Consider the following 18,031-nt stretch of genomic DNA (forward strand, 5'->3'; position numbering starts at 1 on the left):
TGCGGCCTGATCACCCACAGGACGCGCGCCCGTCAAAACATCGCCGGCGACGGCTGAGCCCGGAAGTGTCGAGGTGCCGCTGCATCGCTGTTCGCTACGCTAATGTCCTTACCTGATGCCGACCACCGATTAGAAGCCGCCGGGCACGTCGGACACCTCCAAGCGCGGCGATCGCGCATGCCGCCGCCGGAACGTCGCTCTAAACAGGCTGTTGAAAAAGGCGCTCGTCGTGGACCAACGATCGTGATTCATTGGCTCCGACGAGATTCGTGGATGGTGTGTGCGCGGCGGCGACAATCGAACGGGTGAGCTGTTTAGCTACGTTGATCTGGAGGCGCGGGTGCGGCGTGATCATCCGCTGCGAGCGATCCGGACGATCGTGAACGAGGCGCTGGCGGTGCTGGAGCGCGAGTTTGCCGCGCTCTATTCGCCGATTGGGCGGCCGTCGATCCCGCCGGAGAAGCTGCTGCGGTCGATCCTGTTGCAGGCGTTTTATTCGATCCGCTCCGAGCGGCTTCTGATGGAGCGGCTAGAATACGACCTCCTGTTCCGCTGGTTCGTCGGAATCGGCGTTGACGACGCGGCCTGGGACCATTCGGTGTTCTCGAAGAACCGCGACCGGCTGCTGGAAGGCGACATCGCGGCGAAGTTCCTGGCAGCGGTGCTGGCGCAGCCCAGGGTGAAGAAGCTTCTATCGAGCGATCACTTCTCGGTCGATGGCACGCTGATCGAGGCCTGGGCCTCGATGAAGAGCGTCAGGCCGAAGGACAGCTCTGGCGAGCCGCCGGCGCAAGGCGGTGGCCGCAATGCCGAGGCGGACTTCCATGGCCAGAAACGCTCGAACGCCACCCATGCTTCGACTACCGATCCCCGATGCCAGGCTCTACCGCAAGGGCAACGGCAAGGAGACAAAGCTGTGCTTCATCGGGCACGGGCTGATGGAGAACCGCCACGGCCTGCTCATCGACGCCTGCCTCACGCTGGCGGACGGGCATGCCGAACGGGTGGCGGCGCTGCACATGATCGAGCCTTATGCCGACCGGCCGACGGCGATCACGCTCGGCGCCGACAAAGCCTACGATGCAGAAGACTTCGTCAATGAGTTGCGCTCGATGAACGTCACGCCGCATGTTGCGCAGAACACCAGCGGCCGCAGCTCGGCGATTGACGGCGAACGACCCGGCACGGCGGCTATGCCGTCAGCCAGCGCATCCGCAAGCGGATCGAGGAGGCATTCGGCTGGATCAAGACGGTCGCCGGGCAAGAGAAGACCAGCTTCCGTGGCCATGATCGCGTCGCATGGGCCTTTACCTTCGCTGCCACCGCCTACAATCTGGTGCGACTGCCCAAGCTGATCGCGGAGACCGGCTGATGGCCAAGGTGCCCGGCTTCGCCAAGGCCTTTGCCGGCCGCTGGCGCATCGTCGAGATGGACGTCTGGGACAGCGACTTCCTCGATCTTGTCGAAGAGGCGCATCTCACCTTCGAGGGCAAGTCCGATGGCGAAATCGCCTTTGGGGCTCTCAAGGGCTTCCTCGACGTCCGCTACGGCGCGCGAGACGGTTCGGCCTGTGCGGAGTTCTCATGGGAAGGGCACGACGAGAATGACCCTGCCTGCGGTCGCGGATGGGTCATGATCGGCACTGCGGGCAGGCTCGTCGGCCACTTCTACATCCACAATGGCGACGACTCAGCCTTCGTTTGCGAACGCGGATGAGTTCTTCAACAGCCTGCTAAAGCCGGGTCTGCTCGCCCCCCTTGTGCGGTATCGCCTTTTCGCAAATACGGCTGATGAGCGAGGAAACTTTTGCGGGCCGGTGCGTTCGTTGTCGTACAAAGTGCGCGCTGCGATGGGGAGGACTGCTATGCGAACCACAATCGTTGCGATGCTTGTATCTGTTGGAATTACGTTCGCCTTACCGGGGCTGGCCCAGCAGCCGACGGCACCGAACCCGCAGATGCAGGAGGAGGCGGACAAGGGCATCAAGACCCGCCAGTCCGGCGAGTCCGGCTATGTCGGCGAGCAGGAAAAGCCAGGTGCTTCTGCTCATCCTCCTGGAAAGACTGACACTGCTCCGCCGACAACCGGCTCGACCAGTGGCACCTCCACGGGGGCGCCAGGTAGCGGCGAAAAGCAGCGGTGAGCTGAGCCTCGCCAAGGCAGGCGCGACCGCGCGCCTGGCGTGTAGTCCATTGCTCTTGCGTCTCGCTCGAGAAGACACACGTGCCTGACTTCGAGGCTCTACAGTGGGGCTAGAGACGGACCAATGCGAAGTCCGAAGCAAACGCGACGGTCGCTTTTTTTCGCCACGCTCGGAGCGTTTCTGACGGCGAGGAGGTTCGCTGCGGCGCAGGAAGACCAGCCCGGCAGCAGCGATCGGCCGAGGAAAGGCGACCTTCTTGTGGTCTCAGAAGGTGACTTGTGGTCTCAGAAGGTGACCGCGCCGGCGCCCTCATCGTGCCCGATGACGTGAAGCTCGGTGAGGGGCCGCTGCATGCCTGGCCAAAGGACGCAAGGACTTCGGTCGTCCGCAACGGCTCGCGGCTCAACGAAATCCTCCTCATAAGGCTTGATCCCGGGGACATGGATGAGGAGACCCGCTCGCGCTCCGCGGAGGGCATTGTAGCCTATTCGGCGATCTGTACTCATGCCGGATGTTCTGTCACCGGCTGGCTGAAGTCCGAGGCAGGCGACAAAGACGTTCTCAAATGTTTTTGTCACAATTCCGAGTTCAATCCCCGGGAAAGCGCGCAGGTCGTGTTCGGGCCCGCGCCTCGACGTCTGGCGGCATTGCCGCTGGCAATAGCCGACGGCTCGCTCACCATCGCTGCAACATTCGTTGGAAAGGTAGGTGCTCAACAAGGAGGGTGACGAGTAGTCGCATCGGATTCCCGTGCCACAGCTGATCGCATTAATTATGGTCGGCAAGAGAAAGAGCTTAGGGAGATGACGTCCATGACCAAAAGGCAATGGCTATTGTCAGGTTGTGTTGCGTGCACGACCTTTTTCTCGACCGCCGCATTCGGTGGTCCGATCGAAAATTACAGCCCGGTAACCCAGGCCCGTCTGGAAAATCCCGAACCCGGCAACTGGATGCTGTATCGGCGGACCTATGACGGACAGGGCTACAGTCCGCTCGAGCAGATCAACACCTCCAACGTCAAGAATCTCAGGCCGGTGTGGACCTTCTCCACCGGTGTGATCGAGGGCCACGAGGCGCCCCCGATCGTTAACAACGGTGTGATGTTCGTCACCACCCCGATGGGGCAGGTGATCGCGCTAAACGCCAAAACAGGCGAAGAGTATTGGCGCTACAAACGCCAGCTACCAGATGATTTGTTCCAGCTGCATCCGACCAATCGGGGGGTCGGTCTGTGGCAGGACAAGCTCTATCTGGCCACGACCGATGATCACGTGGTTGCCCTCGATGCGAAGACCGGCAAGGTGGTCTGGGACACCAAAGTCCAGGACTATAAGAAAGGTCAGTATCTCACCCTGATGCCTCTCGTCGTCGACGGCAAAGTCATTGTCGGCGGCTCTGGCGGTGAGCTCGGCGTCCGTGGTTACGTCGTGGCCTTTGACGCCAATAGCGGCAAGGAGCTGTGGCGCACCTTCACCATTCCAGCGCCCGGTGAACCCGGCAGCGAAACCTGGACGGGCGACGACTGGAAGACCGGCGGCGGATCGGCTTGGATGACCGGCAATTACGACAAGGACACCGAGACCATCTACTGGGGCATTGGCAATGCTGCGCCGTGGCCCGGGGACGCACACCCGGGTGACAATCTCTATACGAGCTCCGTGCTCGGCCTTGATCCCGATACCGGTAAGATCAAGACACATTTCCAGTACCATCAGAACGACTCCTGGGATTGGGACGAAGTAGAGGCGCCGATACTGGTGGACCTGCAAAGAGATGGCCGCACGGTCAAGAGCCTGATTCATCCGGGTCGCAACGCGATCTTCTGGATCCTGGAGCGTCAGCCGGACAAGATCAGCTACGTAGCCGGCTGGCCCTATGTTCATACCGACGTCTGGAAAGGCATCGAGCCCGAGACCGGCAAGCCGATTGTCGACCCCGCGCACAAGCCGGTGATCGGCAAGCGGGTCGAGTTCTGTCCGTCACTGTGGGGCGGCAAGGACTGGCCTTCGGCGGCCTATAGCCAGAGGACCAAGTACGTCTATGTGCCGGCCAACGAGAACACCTGCGGCGGCTTCACCGGCGAGAAGGTTGCGCTGAAGCCTGGCGAACTATGGCTTGGCACCAAGCCTGAGGACATCGGTCTGACGCTCCGTCCCGGCGCCACACACATTGGCGAATTGCAGGCTTGGGATCCCGCAACCGGCAAGAAAGTCTGGTCTCACAAGTTCCCGAAATCGCAACTGTTCGGTTCGGTACTGGCGACCGCGGGCGATCTCGTCTTTGTCGGCGGGACCAACGATCGCAACTTCCGCGCGTTCGATGCGAAGAGCGGCGAACTCTTGTGGGAGCTGAAGACCAACTCAGGCATCATGGGCATGCCGGTATCCTATGAGGTGGATGGCACCCAGTATATCGCGATCCAGTCCGGCTGGGGCGTTGACGCGCAACGCATCCAGGATGCGCTCGCCACCCAGAACGTCGGGGTTGAAAACAACGTGCCGCAAGGCGGGGTGGTCTGGGTATTCGCTGTGCAGAAATAGCCGCGCCACGACGCGATGAGCGGCGGACAGAAACGTCCGTCGCTTCCGTGGCGAGCAGCCACTTTGCTGAGCCGGAATGGCAAGCGGTATGACAAACAGGCGAGCGTTACGTGCTGACGCCCGAAGCGAACCGGTTGTTGCTTTAATGCGCTTCTCGGAAGCTCCAGCTCCCATGCCAACGGCAAGCAGCGTCACCACCTGCGCTGCCCTTGAATGTCGCTCCGCAGTTAAAAGTCCTTGATCTTCATGCGTGGGCCCTTCTTGCCAAGAGACTGTTAAACCTGGCGCGGGCGCCCGCGATATAAATATCAGCGCCAAGGTATGCATCATGAATGACCATCCCGCAGTCGCGATTTGTTTTGCGAGGCGCCCCGGACATCAAAATGGGAAGGATGTAGGGGCTGAGATAGCCGCCTATGCTTCCCTAGGCGGCCAATTTCGGCCGACACTCGACATCTGAGATATAGCTATGAGGCGACCAATTCGACGCGAATGACCCGTAGAAAATCAGGACGAAAAGAACAAAAATAAAAATGGGAGCGGCGGCAACGGCGGTGATGATGGGCTTGGCGAGCTTGGGCTCGATCGGTTGCTTATCGCGCTGTTGAAAAAGATACCGACATCCGGTGACTGGCCTGCCGCCCAACGCGTCCGCTGGTTTCGAACGTTCGCAATGAACGTCTCTCAGGTCTATGATCTGGATAGCGACCCGGTCGAAATGAAGATTGAGCTAGAGGCCGCCAACTGAGGCGCCTTACTCTTGGGTCTCGCGCCACATCTGCTGGCCACACTGGCATCTATAGATGCGCACGGTGCCGCCAGTTCGGGGATTCAGGAGTTTTTGCAGCAGTGGGGGGTTGACTGCACAGCGGTCACACTTGATCTGACTGTCTGTGGGAGAAGGCAGGTCTCGCGCCGACTGGAGGGACATAGCTCTCGCTCCGAACCAAGGCGGGAGCGCTGTGATGTCTCTCGGTCACCGATAGCTGCCATTAAGGGATCGCGCGGTGATGCAATACCTGTACGCCTACAATCCGGTCCTGGCTATAGGAAAGCGCCAAATTGGGCCACCCCCCAAATCAAATTAGGCCACTGAGCCCGGAAACAGGCCACAACCCTCCCTCGAAAGACGAGACGGCCGAGGCGGAACCACCGCCACAGAGTCGAGACGGCGATTTGGCGCGCCGGTCCGCTGGGACTGCGAAGGCACGAATTGCTCAGCCGAGTCAGCAGCACAACCAGAGCTTCGCTGCAGCCTGAGCTGCACCGTGAGGCCGGTAGGCTGGTGTGCGTGATGGGAAGAAAGCTTGGGTGCAAGCTGTCGTCGGCCGGCTGCGTTGGGATCATCGGGCAGTCGCGCTGCTACAGCATGCTCCGCAAAAGCGCGAAGCAGTTTACCGAAAGATCGCGCATAAGCAACAATCTCAAGCGCGATGACGATTCAATCCGAATCGCCTCGCGCTTTAGTCGCGTGTTCGCGGTGGCAGCGACGGTCGGGACACTCACCGCCCCTTTCGCCACCCAGAGCGCGTGAATCGCGTCAACGCCTACTTCGAGGCTTTCCGCTCCGGCGACGAGTACGACGTGGATGCGATCACTCACGTGATGGCCTGCACCTCGCATTTTCCTGGGACGTTCCTGGCGAACTGGGAGTCACCCGAGAACGAGGTGCATATTTGATACTCGGATCAGTGCGGCGGTCTTCGACCGGTTCGCCGCAGCGGCGTCACCGCTGCCGGCTCATCCTTGGCGACGCCATTAGCAAACGAAGCGACGAGACTTGCGTGGGCCCGCTCGATCCATGGGATGAGGCCCGCCTCGGTCTTGCGTCGGATCATCAGGTGGAATTCGGCAATGATCTCGCGTGCCTCGACCAGGGTTGGTACCCCGGCTTCGATTGCCGCTACCGTGACGGTCTCCGCTTTCGTTAGCAAGTCCCGGCCGATTGTCATTAGCCGCGCGATCGTCCTGGCAGACGGAATCCTCTGAAGATTTCGCGCGTCGGCCTTTTCAGCCTGTCGTCTGCGAGTTGCCCATTCGCTGATGACGCGGAGCGAGCCTCGGAAGCCACGCGCTGCTAAGCGGCGCCAAAGTTCAGCTCCATTTGCGGCAGCCGGACGCCCATTGATCGTCGAACCACGGCAAGTGCATATCCAACGAACTTTTCCGGGTTCGGAAGTCGTCGTGACGTTCGCCGCGGACCACCTGTCGCACCAGCTTCCTGCTATGGCCGGTTTGACGCACGATCTGCTTGATAGGTAGCCATTATTCGACAGAGTCAGGGTAGCCGCGTTGGTCTCCTCGCGGCGCAGATAGCCCTCATACTGGAGGCGCTCAGCGGCCGTGAGCAGCTTGGGACCGATCGTGGTCGCACCGATGACGATGCGTATCTGGCGCATCGACTTGCGCACGGAATCGAGGAAAGCCCGACTGGCGTTCTCCATCAGATGCCAACGATCGGCGACCTGCACCGTGCGGCAGGGCCTTTGCTGCTGCTTCGCCATATCCCCCGCCACGATCGCGGGCGACGATTGCGACGTGGGATGAGCCCAGGCTTGAGCGGTCGCTGGTTCACGATCCGGCAGCAGGGTGACCACCCGGCGCCTTTCCAGGTTGCAGATGATGCTCGCGTATCGGTGATTGCGCCGCCAAGCCCAGTCATCAATGCCGATAACCCTTAGCGGGCCAGCTGGGGGATGGCTACGGCGCCGAACTACCCGAAGAAGCGTATCTTTGCTCACCGGCAGCATTAGCCGCTTTGCAAAGCCTGCTGCCGGTCGACCGCCAAGCGCCAGACCGAGGTGATGGACTAGAAGCTGGACCGGTAATGTGCCTCAGCGCAAGCGGCAAAATCACTCATTCCTTCAGGACAGCGGGACACCGCATCCGCGCGGCGTCCTGCTCATCATGAATTGAGCCAGTCAATGCGCCGGCTCGACAAGCGGCTTGCCTTTCTCGACGATGTGGACAGTCAGCATTTTGAGGGTTTTGTCCCCTGCGATCTTGAACCCGGCGTGAGGGACATCCCGTTTGTTGATGGAGACCCTGCCGGCGGGGAACGACACTTCTTTGCCGTCAGGAAGCGATAATGTGGCGCCGTCGAGAACGTACACGGCCTCTTCTCCATGGTGAGTATGTCTAGGCAGCTCGTTTCCCGGCGGCACGTCGACCACGCTGACGATAATCTCCATATCGGTGCCTGTCAGATCGGCGCGCTTCAGCTCTTGGCCGTTTGACTGTGCGGATGCGGAGACGGTGAGAGCGAAGATCAATGCAGTCACTAGACGAGTCCTATTCTCCCGCTGAAATGGCGCTCGAGGGCGCCTGTTCAAAGGGGGTATTTGATACGCACGCGCAAAGCTGTGCAAGCTGCGGAGCAGAAATGGGTGGTCAATCCACTTCCCCATGCGCTCCACGTCCACTCGCTTCAAGGGCGGATTGCTGTAGTGGCCCGGTTTGGGTCACGAGCCGCCGATCACGCTCAAGCGGGGTGACCTCCGCTTTGGCATGTGGAGCCCGTTTGTGAGTACAGACCTTAGCCCACGCTATGCCAGAGGCTGTCCTAGTCGCGTCGCCTCCAAGTGCACCTGATCGACACATCGCTGCACCGGACCGGGGTAGTCTTGCTCGATCCAGGGCTCATCGGCAAAGCGAACGTGCTCGATCTTCGACAGCCGAAGGCAGATCCACTTGGCCTGGACCGGACGCTTCGTGCGCGAACTTCCATCCACCAGGAGGACGAATGCGCGCTCCTCGCCGGTGGCGTGGCCCAGAATGTAAGGGCAGACCGTCTGGCACTTGCCGTCACGGCTTACCTGAACGGGCCGGCGTTCAAGCAGCGCTTCTCTGAGCGCCACGAAGACTTCGCTGTGGCCGTCGCTAAGGATCTGGAAGGGGCGCTTGCGACCGCGGTGGGGTCGGTACGCTGGGAAGCCCGGGTTGAAGGTCGCTGCTCGCGTGATCCCCATGCGCTCCATCAGGGCAAAACTCGTTCGGTCGATGAAGGAAAAGCTCTCGTTCGGGAAGCGCGCCCCTATCTCCGAAGCCGCGTCCAGATCGGCGCGGACGATGGGTTCGATCCGAACCCCGGTGCCGCGCAGCCGCTCCCAGAAGACTTCCGCCGCGCCGCGGCCAAATTGGGCTTTTAAAAGCTGGCACGTCTCGACCAGCACCAAGTCCGTCGTGAGGTATTGGTCGATGCTCTGAAGGATCGACTTGGCGCGCTCATTCTGGGCGTCCCGCTTGGCGGCCGCAGCGAACCACACCGAGCTGTCAACGAACGTACTCATGCGCGTCACTCCTGGACCGGGTACTGCCAAATGTCGCGCTTTGGCTCGTTCTCCTCAAGCCATTTTTGCGCGCGCTCTTTCGAGGCAAAGAGCTTGATCCAATCGGGCTCACCGATCGCTCTGGACGCCGATCGGGCAAGCAGAGCCACACCGATCCCTCGACTGGACCGCCTTCCACTTCATATTCCCAGGCAACGCCTTGGGGATCGTTGTCCTGGAGCCAGGCGTCGGCCGCACCCCCCGATGCAAATACCTTCACCCATTCGGAATCGCCCATCGTGCGCGACTCGCCGTTCTCGTAGTCATCAAGGTAGAGCCATATGGTCCTGCCCTCGCGGCGAGCCGTGTCATGGCGGCGAACCGCCTCGTTCACCCTCTGCCGGTCCGATCGATCGGTTTCAGGCAGTGACATCACCGCGCCGTAGAGACCGGCAGGAATGCTGCGCCTGTCGCCCAGAGGCTTGCAGCGCCATTCCACCCATTGATCGAATGCGTCCGACATATCGGTCACCTCCTCGAGTTGGCGCGGAATGGACTGTCGATGGTGAAGGCGTCCGGCGCGATCCCGCTCTCGATGCGCTTCCAGGTCACGGGCGCTGCGATCGGAAATCCCTCTCGGGCTCTCGGGGAATAGGTGCCGATGGCGGTGGTGCCGCGGCCATTGCGCAGATAGTCCAGGAAGATGCGATCACGACGCTTTGCCTGGGCAGACAGGAGGTAGCGATCTGGATGGCGCGCTGCGAGCGCGGAGACCAGCTGATGCGCGACCCGATGCGCCTTGTCGTGCAGCACCGGCTGATCCAGTGGCGCCATCAGATGAATTCCTTTGCCGCCGGTGAGCTTTGGCCAGGTCTGGAAACCCTCTCGTTTCATCAGCGCGCGCAGATCGAGCGCGGTCTCCACCACGGCATCCCAGTCGACGCCCTCGCCGGGATCGAGATCGATCACGATGCGGTCGGCATGTTCGAAGTCCTCGACGGTCGCATTCCACGGGTGCAACTCGACGGCGCCGATCTCGACGAGCCCAAGGAAACCATCCAGGCTGTCGATCCACAGGCGCGTTCCCTGGCCGCCCTCGCGTTTCTGAACACGAAGCTGATGCACGGCCGCCGGAATGTCCTTCGGCAGCGGCCCCTTGTGATAGAAGGTCGTGCCGTGCACGTGACGCACGAGCTTCAGCGGACGATGCCCGAGGTGCGGCAGCGCCTTCTTCCAGACCCTGGTCCAATAGTCTGCGAGTTCTTCTTTCGACGGAGCAACTGCTTCGGGCAGAAGCTGCAGGATGTTCTCTCGGGGGACGCTCAGCTTCGGCCGGCCGGCGACGGACGGTACCAGCCGCGGCGCCTTGACCTTGCGCACCGCAAGATCATCGCAAAAGCCCTTGAACACGGCTTCGCGGAGCAGGCCATCATCTGTCAGCGCGCCATATTGGACCTCGATCTCAAGGGTCGGCTCGACCCAAGTCGCCTTCGGCTTTTTGACCGCCAGATCGAGCGGAGAAGTCTTGCGGATCAACGGATCCAGGCGCTCGCGCAATTCGCGCGCCGTCGTCTCGGTGTAACCGGTACGCACCTTGCCGGCGTAGAGCAGCTTGCCGTGATCTTGCCGGCCGATGTAGAGAGATGCGACTTTGCGCGGGCGCGCCCCAAGCTTCTCCACGAAGGCGACGATCGGAAAGGTCTCGCTCTTCTTGCACTTGAGCTTGATCCAGCTCTCCTGCCTGCCCGAGCGGTACGGCTCGCCCAGCCGCTTGGCGACCAAGCCTTCCAGCCCCAGCTTGCACCCCTTGTCGAAGATCACGTTGCCGTCGGCCGCAAGCGCCTCGACATAGATGAAGGTTTTTGGCGCGTCCTTCAGAAGGCCCTGCAGCAGGCGCTTGCGATCCTCATACGCGACGGCACGCAAGTCATAGCCGCCGAGGTACAGGAGATCGAACGCGTGGTAGCGCACACGCTCGCTGCGCTTGGTGCCGAGCTCCCGCCTGAGCTGCTGGAAGTCCGGCAGGCCGCCACTGCCGTACACCACGGCCTCGCCGTCGATGATCGCACTGTTTGCCTTGAGCAGGTCGGCGCTCGCGGCGATCGAGGAGAATTGTTCGGTCCAGTCCAGGCCTGTGCGTGAATAGACCTTGGCGTCCCCATCTCGCAGGTGCAGCTGCGCGCGGTAGCCGTCGGCCTTGATTTCGTAGACCCAGTCTTCGCCGCGCGGCGGCCTCTCGCGTAACGTGGGATCACACGGCTCGACGAAACCAGGAATAGCAGCTTTGACGGCGCCATGGACACGCGATACTCCCGAACGAGACTGACGCAACGCCACAGCACACATGCCGATTCAACACCGGCCTGAGAATTCGTTCCCTCCAGAGCCGGGGCAAGTGCCGACGCGAAGGGAACGAACCTTGACGGCCGCCGTTGGTCGCGATTGTTCTGCGAGACAGTCATGACAGCCGTGTTCGCGCCACGTCAGCATTCGCACGGGAATGCCGAAATCTCGGCGGGATGGTTCTTGTTCGCGGTTCTCTTGGGCATCCTGCTGGTGTGCGGCACCTCACGCACCTCCGAAGGCTGATGGCGGCCCGGTCGATGCGGATCGCCCAACTCGCGCCGCTTGCCGAGAGTGTCCCTCCCAAGCTCTACGGCGGGACCGAACGCGTCGTCGCCTGGTTGGTGGACGAACTTGTCGAACTCGGCCATGACGTGACGCTGTTCGCCAGCGGCGACTCGAGGACGCGCGGACAGCTGCATGCGGTCTGGCCCCGCGCCCTGCGCCTAGGCCGCCCGCATCCCGACCCGAACGCGGTCTGCGCGATGTTGCTAGAGGCGGTCGCCGGTCGCGCCCGAGAATTCGACATCATCCATGCTCATCTCGACTGGGCTCACTTGCCCGTGCTGGCGCGATCCGGAACGCCGTTTCTGACCACCCTACACGGGCGGCTCGACATCCCCTGTATAGACGAGGTGGTTCGGCAGTTTCGGGCCGCATGCTTCGTCTCGATCTCCGACAGCCAGCGGGCTCCGCTCGCCACCGCGAATTGGTGCGGCACCGTGCATCACGGCTTGCCGGCCGATCTGTTTCGCGCCTCGTATGAACCCGGCTCCTACCTGGCCTTTCTTGGACGCCTCACGCCCGACAAGGGGCCCGACGATGCCATTCGCATCGCGCGTGCGGTCGGAATGCCGCTGCGGATCGCGGCGAAGGTTCCGAGAGGAGAAAGGGGCTATTTCAAGAAGCATCTCGAGCCGGAGATCGACGGCGGAAACGTCGATCTCGTCGGCGAGGTCGACGAGCGGGGGAAACAGCCGTTTCTGGCCGAAGCGGCGGCCTTGCTGTTTCCGATCAAATGGCCGGAGCCGTTCGGTCTCGTGATGATCGAGGCGATGGCCTGCGGCACGCCCGTGATCGCCTACCGGGCGGGTTCGGTGCCCGAGGTGGTCGAGCACGGGGTCACCGGCTTTATCGTGGAGAGCGAGGAGGAGGCGGTCCGGGCCCTGAATCACCTGGACAGAATTGACCGCCGCACGGTTCGGGCCCGCTTCGAGGAGCGCTTCACGGCGGAGCGGATGGCCCGCGCGTACGAAGGTCACTACCGCAAGCTGCTCCAGGCGAGTGCAGACGCCAACTGCTGGCCGTGATCGACACTCCTGACATCGGAACCGCGGCATTTCTTCCTGCGCTGGCGAAGCAGGAGGACTCTACTGATGCCAAAAAGCGAAGAAGCAGACGAGCCGGGCCGCAACCAGGATCGCGCCCGCGTGGCGGGCGGACAGGACTACGAAGTCCGCTACGAAGCCGCGAAAATTGGGCGCTCGAAGGCGGCAGTGAAGAAGGCGGTGAAGAAGTTCGGCAGCAGCCCCAAGAAGGTCCAGGGGCGGCTCGGTCGTTGACCGATCCGGCTCCCAACGTAACCGGCCCGGCGGCAATCGGCCGCTGCAGGGTTTGTCATTCCAGGACACGCACTGATGCCGCTCAGTACGTCAACTCTACGCCGCCGGGGCCATGCGCCTAGCAGAATCCTTCCGATACCAAACGACGCGTTTAGAGGAGCTGCAACCGCGGCGGGACTGCACGTTTGTCGGTACGCCTGCCCGCATCGAGGGGCGTCTAGGAAAACAGAAAGGTGTACAGCATGCGGCAAAGCCAGCACGGACCCGAGCGACATCCGCGGTTCTTCGCCTCGATTGCCAATACAGCCTCGCAGGCGGCTGGACGCGCATCCACGTTTGTCCTGGCTTGCGCGGCCATCGTCATCTGGGCGGTTACCGGACCTCTCTTCCGGTTCTCCGACACCTGGCAGCTCGTCATCAACACCGGCACGACTATCGTAACGTTTCTGATGGTGTTCCTGATCCAAAACTCGCAGAACCGGGACAGCGCAGCCATACAGGTGAAGCTGGACGAACTCATCCGGACCGGTACCGCCCAGAATTCCTTCGTCGGTATTGAGCATCTCTCCGCCGACGAACTGGAGGACTTGCGGGCGCGATGCGAGGCGAGGGCTAAGGTTGTCGCGGCCCCAAGAGGGTGAGCGCAGAGTCACGCGCGGCGAAGCGCTCCGCTCACCGCGACTGCCGGGCTCAGATCCGCATCTTTATGCCCGGTAGCCCGACGATGGATTAAGGACGCGATCGCATCAGCCAGAGTCGATCCGAAACCAACGATAGCCATAGCCGTCGAGTTCGATCTCGCCGGCAGGGGTGCCTTTCGCGGGGTAGACTCGATTTCCGAAAAGATCGATCAGCTTGTGGCCGCCCGAAAGCTCGTGAAGTACCGTCGTGCATTCGCCCGGCCCAAGGTTGTGCAGGACAAGCACGGATTTTCCTTCCAGCATATAATGCTGCACCAGGACTGACGAGGAGGCGGCTTGCGGCAAGTTGCAATCGCCCCAACCTATCTCCGGGCAAGTTTTCCGCATCTCGGTGAGCCGACGCAGCCAGTTGAACAGTGAATTCGGATCGCGCTGCTGCGCGGCGGCGTTGACTTGCTTCGAACCGAACTCGCCATCGGTGATCGCCGAGTGCAGCAAACGGTCGTTCGGTGCCGTCGAGAATCCGCCGTTGGGATCGTCGGTCCATTGCATGCACGTTCGAACCGGCCACCGTTCGGGCAGGCTGAGATCGTCCCCCATTCCCAATTCATCGCCGTAATAGATGACCGGCGTGCCCGGAAGACTGAACAGGAGGCTGAATGCCAGCTCGATCCGCCGGCGATCATTGCCCAGCATGCCCGCGAGGCGGCGGCGAATGCCGCGTCCGTACAGTTGCATTTTCGGTTCTGGCGCAAACGCCGCATACACTTGATCGCGCTGCTCGGGTGGCAGGCGGCTCAGGTCCAACTCATCATGGTTGCGCAGAAACTGGGCCCACTGGGCGGACTGCGGCAGCTTCGGAAGTGTGGTCAGACATTGCCGCAGCGGCTCGGCTCGCTCTTCCGCAAGCGACAGAAACAGGTGCTGATTGACCAGGAAGGCGAACAGCATGTGGATGCGCGAGCCGTCGCCGAAATATCTCGGGAGTTCGGAGGCGCGCACGTTGGCTTCCGCCAGCAGCACCGAGTCGCCCTTGCGCCACGACAGGAAGTCGCGCATTTCGCCAAAGAACTCGTAGTGACGTTTCGGCGATCGGTTCGGACGGACCTCTTCGACGACGAACGGGGCGGCATCGATCCGGAAACCGGATACACCGAGCTCCAGCCAGAAGCCGAGAATCTTGAAGATTTCCTCGCGAACGGCGGGGCAGGTGATGTCGAGGTCGGGCTGATATTGATAGAAGCGATGATAGTACCAGGCTCGGGCGCGCAGGTCGTAGGTCCAGACACTGGATTGAAAGCCAGGGAACACAATCCCGTCTGCGCTGTTCTCCGGCTCCGTGTTCGCCCATACATAGTATTTGCGATAGGGCGACGCAGGGTCGGCTCGCGCCTGCTGAAACCACGGGTGCTGCTCCGACGTATGGTTGATCGGCAAGTCGACGATCAGCCGCAATCCGCGGAGTCTCGCCTGATGGCTGAACTCGACAAAGTCACCAAGCGTGCCGAGGGCCGGCGCCACATTGTAGTAATCAGTGACGTCGTAGCCGTGATCCAGCCCCGGGCTGGGATAGAACGGAAGCAGCCACAGGCAAGTTACCCCCAGCTGGGCGATATGATCCAATTGCTCGATCAGCCCTGCGAAGTCGCCGATGCCGTCGCCGTTGCCGTCCTTGTAGGTGGCGACGTTCAGGCTGTAGATGACGGCATTTTTGTACCAGAGATCGAGCAATCTTCCCGTCCACAGCTGCGGCGGCACCTTATGCAAAAAGGCGTCAGGGAGTAAGCTGACGCCCGCGGATCACAACCGGCATGATTGCCGCTTGTTCCCGGCGAGGGCGTGCGTTCCGTCCAGCCACGAAACGCATCGAATTGCTAGGGTAATGACGCTTCCGCGTGATGGCTTTGCAGCTCGCTGTGAGGGCGATAGGTGATGCCGATGAAAGGCTCCAGGCGCGGCTCGACGACCCTGCTCAGGTTTTCGAACGCGGTCGCTGATCTGGGGGTCACGGCCGGAGTGGTCGGGAAGGCAGCCGACCTGAAGGAGCAGGCCGAACGACCTCGAGACGCTACCAGTGACGACGCGCCCGAGGCCGCCGGCGGATAGTCCATTTCGGGTTGTTTTCGGAGCCGTGCGTGACCGATGCCATTCCATTCTGGTGTCGAGGACGAATCCACGATCCAGCAACCTGTGCAGGGAGCTCTATCGGATGGCGCGTTCGAAGGCGGACGTCACGCACTCGGGGCAAGAGGCGCTTTCTCGGTTTCGCGACGACCGCTCCAGATATCGTGCAGTGCTGACGGACGTCGGCATCGGCGCCGGGGCTGGAGGGCCGGCTCCTCGCCCGGGATCCGCGAGATCGATCCCGATTTTCCGGTGATCTACATGATCGGCGGACACGCCGAGCAGTGGAAGTCCTAAGGCGTGCCGAACAGCATCCTCATCGGAAAGCCGTTCGCGCCGTCGCAACTGGTTACGGCGATCTCGCAGCTTCTGAAGCCGACTGCCTGAGTGCCCATCGAGCCTGGTCGACCTAGGCGTCAGCCAACGCTTGGCCGCTGCGGGCGGGGTGCCTGGTCGCAGTCTGCGACACCTGGCTGCGTGCGAGAGAGGCGGGAGCCCTGCAAAAGCAGCAACTCGCTAAAGCTCAAAAGGCGGAAATTCTTACCCGCGCCCTCGCGCATACTGCGGTCGTTGCGCTGATCGATGAGGCAACTGGCTACGAGAAAGTTCGCCCGCAAAATGCTCTGCAAGAATACTTGGCAATCATTGTCCGAAAAGAGCTTGCCGCATGGGTGAAGAAGTTCCCGGATGAGTTCTACGAGAACATTTACAAACTAAAGGGCTGGAAGTGGCCCCGCATGTCTAAAAACCGCTATAGCGTTGTTGGACATACACAAACAATCTTCTGTTCGAGCGCCTAGCCCGGGGCTACTGAGGGAATTGCGCGTCAAGACTCCGAACAATGAAAAAGGACATCGCCCGAATAAAATGCATCAATGGCTTACGGAGGATGTTGGCGACCCCATGCTGGCGCAGCACCTGCACAGTTTGATGATGTTTCAGCGGCTCGCCATTGCGAACGGTTTCGGTTGGCAGCGATTCCTGCACATGGTGGATCAGGTATTGCCGCGTCGGGGTGACACGTTGCAGCTTCCGTTTGAGGAACCTGATTTAGATAAGAAAAGAGGCCGCCAACTGAGGCGGCCCTACTCTGCTAGGTCCTGCACGGGTCGGATTTCTCGGCGCGGCTAGCGAGGACTTCGTAAGTCTTGGCGACCTTACGGAGGCTCTCCCTCGTCTCTGGAAACTCGCAGTTATCAGCCTTGGTACGAAACTCCTCCGCTCGCATTCGCCAGTACTTCGGCGGTCGCATACGCTCGATGCCCATGGCCAACCTCCCGAATTGGTCCATCCTTTCCCAATCCATTAATGTACATGCCGCCCCGGATGTTCCGCTGGAACATACACGTCAAAAGTCGCATAGAACAAAACAGGCCACTGCGAAATTCAAATCAGGCCACTAGGGGTTAAAACAGGCCAGCGCCGGGCAACGAGTGAGAACAAGTCGGTAACCGAGAACGGATTGCGAACCGCGGCTGCGCTGATGAAAGTGAGTGTCAATGACTGTTTTCTCGAGAACTTCCGGGAAGCGCTCGAGTTGTGCAAAGAGGACTGGGTTCGTGATGACTTGACCACGATTACATCGAACGGCCTCCCACTTTGCTCCTCGACCGCCAAGTTGACAGTTCGCAGAGCTGACGAAGCCGAGATTGTCATCTATGGAAACGGAGCTATCCAAGCTCAGACCGGAGACTTGGTCCATATCTTGTCGATTTAGATCGAGCGTAGCGACCCTCTCTGTGAGCTGCTGCCGGTTTGATGGACACCAGGATTAGGTGTTTCATGAAGCCGGAGGTGGGCGATGAAGAGACGGAAGTTCAGTCGCGAGTTCAAGATCGAGGCGGTCAAGCTGGTTAGGGAGCGTGGGGTGTCGGTGGCGCAGGCCGGGCGCGACCTGGATGTTCATGAGAACGTTCTGCGCAAATGGGTGAAAGAGTTCGGCTCCGATCCGGTGCAGGCGTTTCCCGGCCACGGGCAAATGAAGCCCGAGCAGCAAGAGATCGAGCGGCTGCGCCGTGAGGTCGCCAAGCTGAAGGCCGAGCGGGATATCCTAAAAAACTGTCCAGCGTTGTGGCGCGCCTGCGCGGGGTAGAAACAGCCTTGTGCTATCTTCTTGGCTAGGAGGGTAGCGGCCGTCAGCTTATTGGAGGCAGAATCCCCGTTAAAAAACGTGGTCCATGGGTGCATGCGGACTTGGGAGTGGTGACGCTGCTCCGGCGGCGATCCCGATTAGGAAGATGACGATTGGCATAACCCTGACCCTCCTGCCCATTTTTAAATGGAGGACCCGCTTATGCCCAAGAGGACGACTGGTGACCGCCCGGAGCTGAAGCCGGTCAATGTCGGCGCGGCCGCCATCGACATCGGATCAAAGATGCACATGGCTGCGGTGAACCCAGCCTGCACTGAT

Annotated in this window: 15 protein-coding genes and 2 pseudogenes; 11 read left to right on the forward strand and 6 right to left on the reverse strand. The window is 61.2% G+C overall.

Features of this window, described 5'->3' with window-relative positions; genetic code table 11:
* The first annotated feature begins 280 nt into the window (after positions 1-280).
* The 6 genes and pseudogenes from IVA92_RS02915 to IVA92_RS02940 all read left to right on the forward strand — a co-directional run bounded on the left by IVA92_RS02915 (position 281) and on the right by IVA92_RS02940 (position 6,363).
* Positions 281-1,372, forward strand: a pseudogene (locus tag IVA92_RS02915) (IS5 family transposase).
* Positions 1,372-1,716, forward strand: a complete 345-nt coding sequence (locus IVA92_RS02920; RefSeq protein WP_247280263.1) for a hypothetical protein — start codon at positions 1,372-1,374, stop codon at positions 1,714-1,716. Before IVA92_RS02915 ends, IVA92_RS02920 begins: the two are co-directional and overlap by 1 nt.
* Positions 1,717-1,864: 148 nt before the next feature.
* Positions 1,865-2,143 carry a hypothetical protein gene (locus IVA92_RS02925; RefSeq protein WP_247280264.1) on the forward strand — a complete coding sequence of 93 codons (279 nt, stop codon included), beginning with the start codon at positions 1,865-1,867 and terminating at the stop codon, positions 2,141-2,143.
* A 314-nt stretch (positions 2,144-2,457) separates the two neighbouring features.
* On the forward strand, positions 2,458-2,871 hold the full coding sequence (locus IVA92_RS02930; RefSeq protein WP_346658112.1) for a ubiquinol-cytochrome c reductase iron-sulfur subunit: 414 nt from the start codon (positions 2,458-2,460) through the stop codon (positions 2,869-2,871).
* A gap of 84 nt (positions 2,872-2,955) precedes the next feature.
* On the forward strand, positions 2,956-4,683 hold the full coding sequence (locus IVA92_RS02935; RefSeq protein ID WP_247280265.1) for a methanol/ethanol family PQQ-dependent dehydrogenase: 1,728 nt from the start codon (positions 2,956-2,958) through the stop codon (positions 4,681-4,683).
* Between the two features lie 1,530 nt (positions 4,684-6,213).
* On the forward strand, positions 6,214-6,363 hold the full coding sequence (locus IVA92_RS02940; protein WP_247280266.1) for a hypothetical protein: 150 nt from the start codon (positions 6,214-6,216) through the stop codon (positions 6,361-6,363).
* Between the two features lie 8 nt (positions 6,364-6,371).
* Here the strand turns inward: IVA92_RS02940 and IVA92_RS02945 are convergent, their stop codons facing one another.
* The 5 genes from IVA92_RS02945 to ligD form a co-directional block, all read right to left on the reverse strand.
* Entirely contained in the window at positions 6,372-7,433 is a 1,062-nt protein-coding gene (locus IVA92_RS02945) for a transposase (protein WP_247280267.1), read from the reverse strand.
* Between the two features lie 171 nt (positions 7,434-7,604).
* On the reverse strand, positions 7,605-7,964 hold the full coding sequence (locus IVA92_RS02950) for a cupin domain-containing protein (RefSeq protein ID WP_247280268.1): 360 nt from the start codon (positions 7,962-7,964) through the stop codon (positions 7,605-7,607).
* Positions 7,965-8,228: 264 nt separating this feature from the next.
* Positions 8,229-8,972 (reverse strand): PIN domain-containing protein, encoded by a 744-nt coding sequence (locus IVA92_RS02955; protein WP_247280269.1) that lies wholly within the window; start codon positions 8,970-8,972, stop codon positions 8,229-8,231.
* Entirely contained in the window at positions 8,956-9,474 is a 519-nt protein-coding gene (locus IVA92_RS02960) for a hypothetical protein (protein ID WP_247280270.1), read from the reverse strand. Before IVA92_RS02960 ends, IVA92_RS02955 begins: the two co-directional genes overlap by 17 nt.
* Positions 9,475-9,479: 5 nt before the next feature.
* Positions 9,480-11,297 (reverse strand): DNA ligase D, encoded by a 1,818-nt coding sequence (gene ligD / locus IVA92_RS02965; RefSeq protein WP_247280271.1) that lies wholly within the window; start codon positions 11,295-11,297, stop codon positions 9,480-9,482.
* Positions 11,298-11,411: 114 nt separating this feature from the next.
* Between ligD and IVA92_RS35720 the strand changes: the two genes are divergently transcribed.
* The 4 genes from IVA92_RS35720 to IVA92_RS02980 all read left to right on the forward strand — a co-directional run bounded on the left by IVA92_RS35720 (position 11,412) and on the right by IVA92_RS02980 (position 13,497).
* Positions 11,412-11,540 (forward strand): hypothetical protein, encoded by a 129-nt coding sequence (locus IVA92_RS35720; RefSeq protein WP_256464978.1) that lies wholly within the window; start codon positions 11,412-11,414, stop codon positions 11,538-11,540.
* A gap of 14 nt (positions 11,541-11,554) precedes the next feature.
* Positions 11,555-12,604: a glycosyltransferase family 4 protein gene (locus tag IVA92_RS02970; protein WP_247280272.1), complete on the forward strand. Its 1,050-nt coding sequence runs from the start codon at positions 11,555-11,557 to the stop codon at positions 12,602-12,604.
* Between the two features lie 66 nt (positions 12,605-12,670).
* Complete coding sequence (locus tag IVA92_RS02975; protein WP_247280273.1) at positions 12,671-12,856, forward strand: DUF3606 domain-containing protein; 186 nt, start codon at positions 12,671-12,673, stop codon at positions 12,854-12,856.
* Between the two features lie 242 nt (positions 12,857-13,098).
* Positions 13,099-13,497 carry a low affinity iron permease family protein gene (locus IVA92_RS02980; protein ID WP_247280274.1) on the forward strand — a complete coding sequence of 133 codons (399 nt, stop codon included), beginning with the start codon at positions 13,099-13,101 and terminating at the stop codon, positions 13,495-13,497.
* Between the two features lie 105 nt (positions 13,498-13,602).
* Here IVA92_RS02980 and IVA92_RS02985 read toward each other — a convergent pair whose 3' ends face one another.
* Complete coding sequence (locus IVA92_RS02985; protein WP_247280275.1) at positions 13,603-15,228, reverse strand: alpha-amylase family protein; 1,626 nt, start codon at positions 15,226-15,228, stop codon at positions 13,603-13,605.
* A gap of 2,194 nt (positions 15,229-17,422) precedes the next feature.
* On the opposite strand from IVA92_RS02985, the pseudogene IVA92_RS02995 reads away from it, so the two are divergent.
* A pseudogene (locus tag IVA92_RS02995) lies at positions 17,423-17,677 on the forward strand (transposase); the annotation flags it as partial.
* Positions 17,678-18,031 lie beyond the last annotated feature (354 nt).

The sequence above is a fragment of the Bradyrhizobium sp. 154 genome (assembly GCF_023073875.1).
Classification (GTDB): Bacteria; Pseudomonadota; Alphaproteobacteria; order Rhizobiales; family Xanthobacteraceae; genus Bradyrhizobium.

Excerpts from the sequence above, each read along its gene's own strand:
- IVA92_RS02960 (WP_247280270.1), bottom strand. The coding sequence starts at position 9,474 with ATGTCGGACGCATTCGATCAATGGGTGGAATGGCGCTGCAAGCCTCTG.
- IVA92_RS02975 (WP_247280273.1), top strand. The coding sequence starts at position 12,671 with ATGCCAAAAAGCGAAGAAGCAGACGAGCCGGGCCGCAACCAGGATCGC.
- IVA92_RS02945 (WP_247280267.1), bottom strand. The coding sequence starts at position 7,433 with ATGCTGCCGGTGAGCAAAGATACGCTTCTTCGGGTAGTTCGGCGCCGT.
- IVA92_RS02925 (WP_247280264.1), top strand. The coding sequence starts at position 1,865 with ATGCGAACCACAATCGTTGCGATGCTTGTATCTGTTGGAATTACGTTC.
- IVA92_RS02935 (WP_247280265.1), top strand. The coding sequence starts at position 2,956 with ATGACCAAAAGGCAATGGCTATTGTCAGGTTGTGTTGCGTGCACGACC.
- IVA92_RS02920 (WP_247280263.1), top strand. The coding sequence starts at position 1,372 with ATGGCCAAGGTGCCCGGCTTCGCCAAGGCCTTTGCCGGCCGCTGGCGC.
- IVA92_RS02955 (WP_247280269.1), bottom strand. The coding sequence starts at position 8,972 with ATGAGTACGTTCGTTGACAGCTCGGTGTGGTTCGCTGCGGCCGCCAAG.
- IVA92_RS02980 (WP_247280274.1), top strand. The coding sequence starts at position 13,099 with ATGCGGCAAAGCCAGCACGGACCCGAGCGACATCCGCGGTTCTTCGCC.
- IVA92_RS02970 (WP_247280272.1), top strand. The coding sequence starts at position 11,555 with ATGCGGATCGCCCAACTCGCGCCGCTTGCCGAGAGTGTCCCTCCCAAG.
- ligD (WP_247280271.1), bottom strand. The coding sequence starts at position 11,297 with ATGTGTGCTGTGGCGTTGCGTCAGTCTCGTTCGGGAGTATCGCGTGTC.
- IVA92_RS35720 (WP_256464978.1), top strand. The coding sequence starts at position 11,412 with ATGACAGCCGTGTTCGCGCCACGTCAGCATTCGCACGGGAATGCCGAA.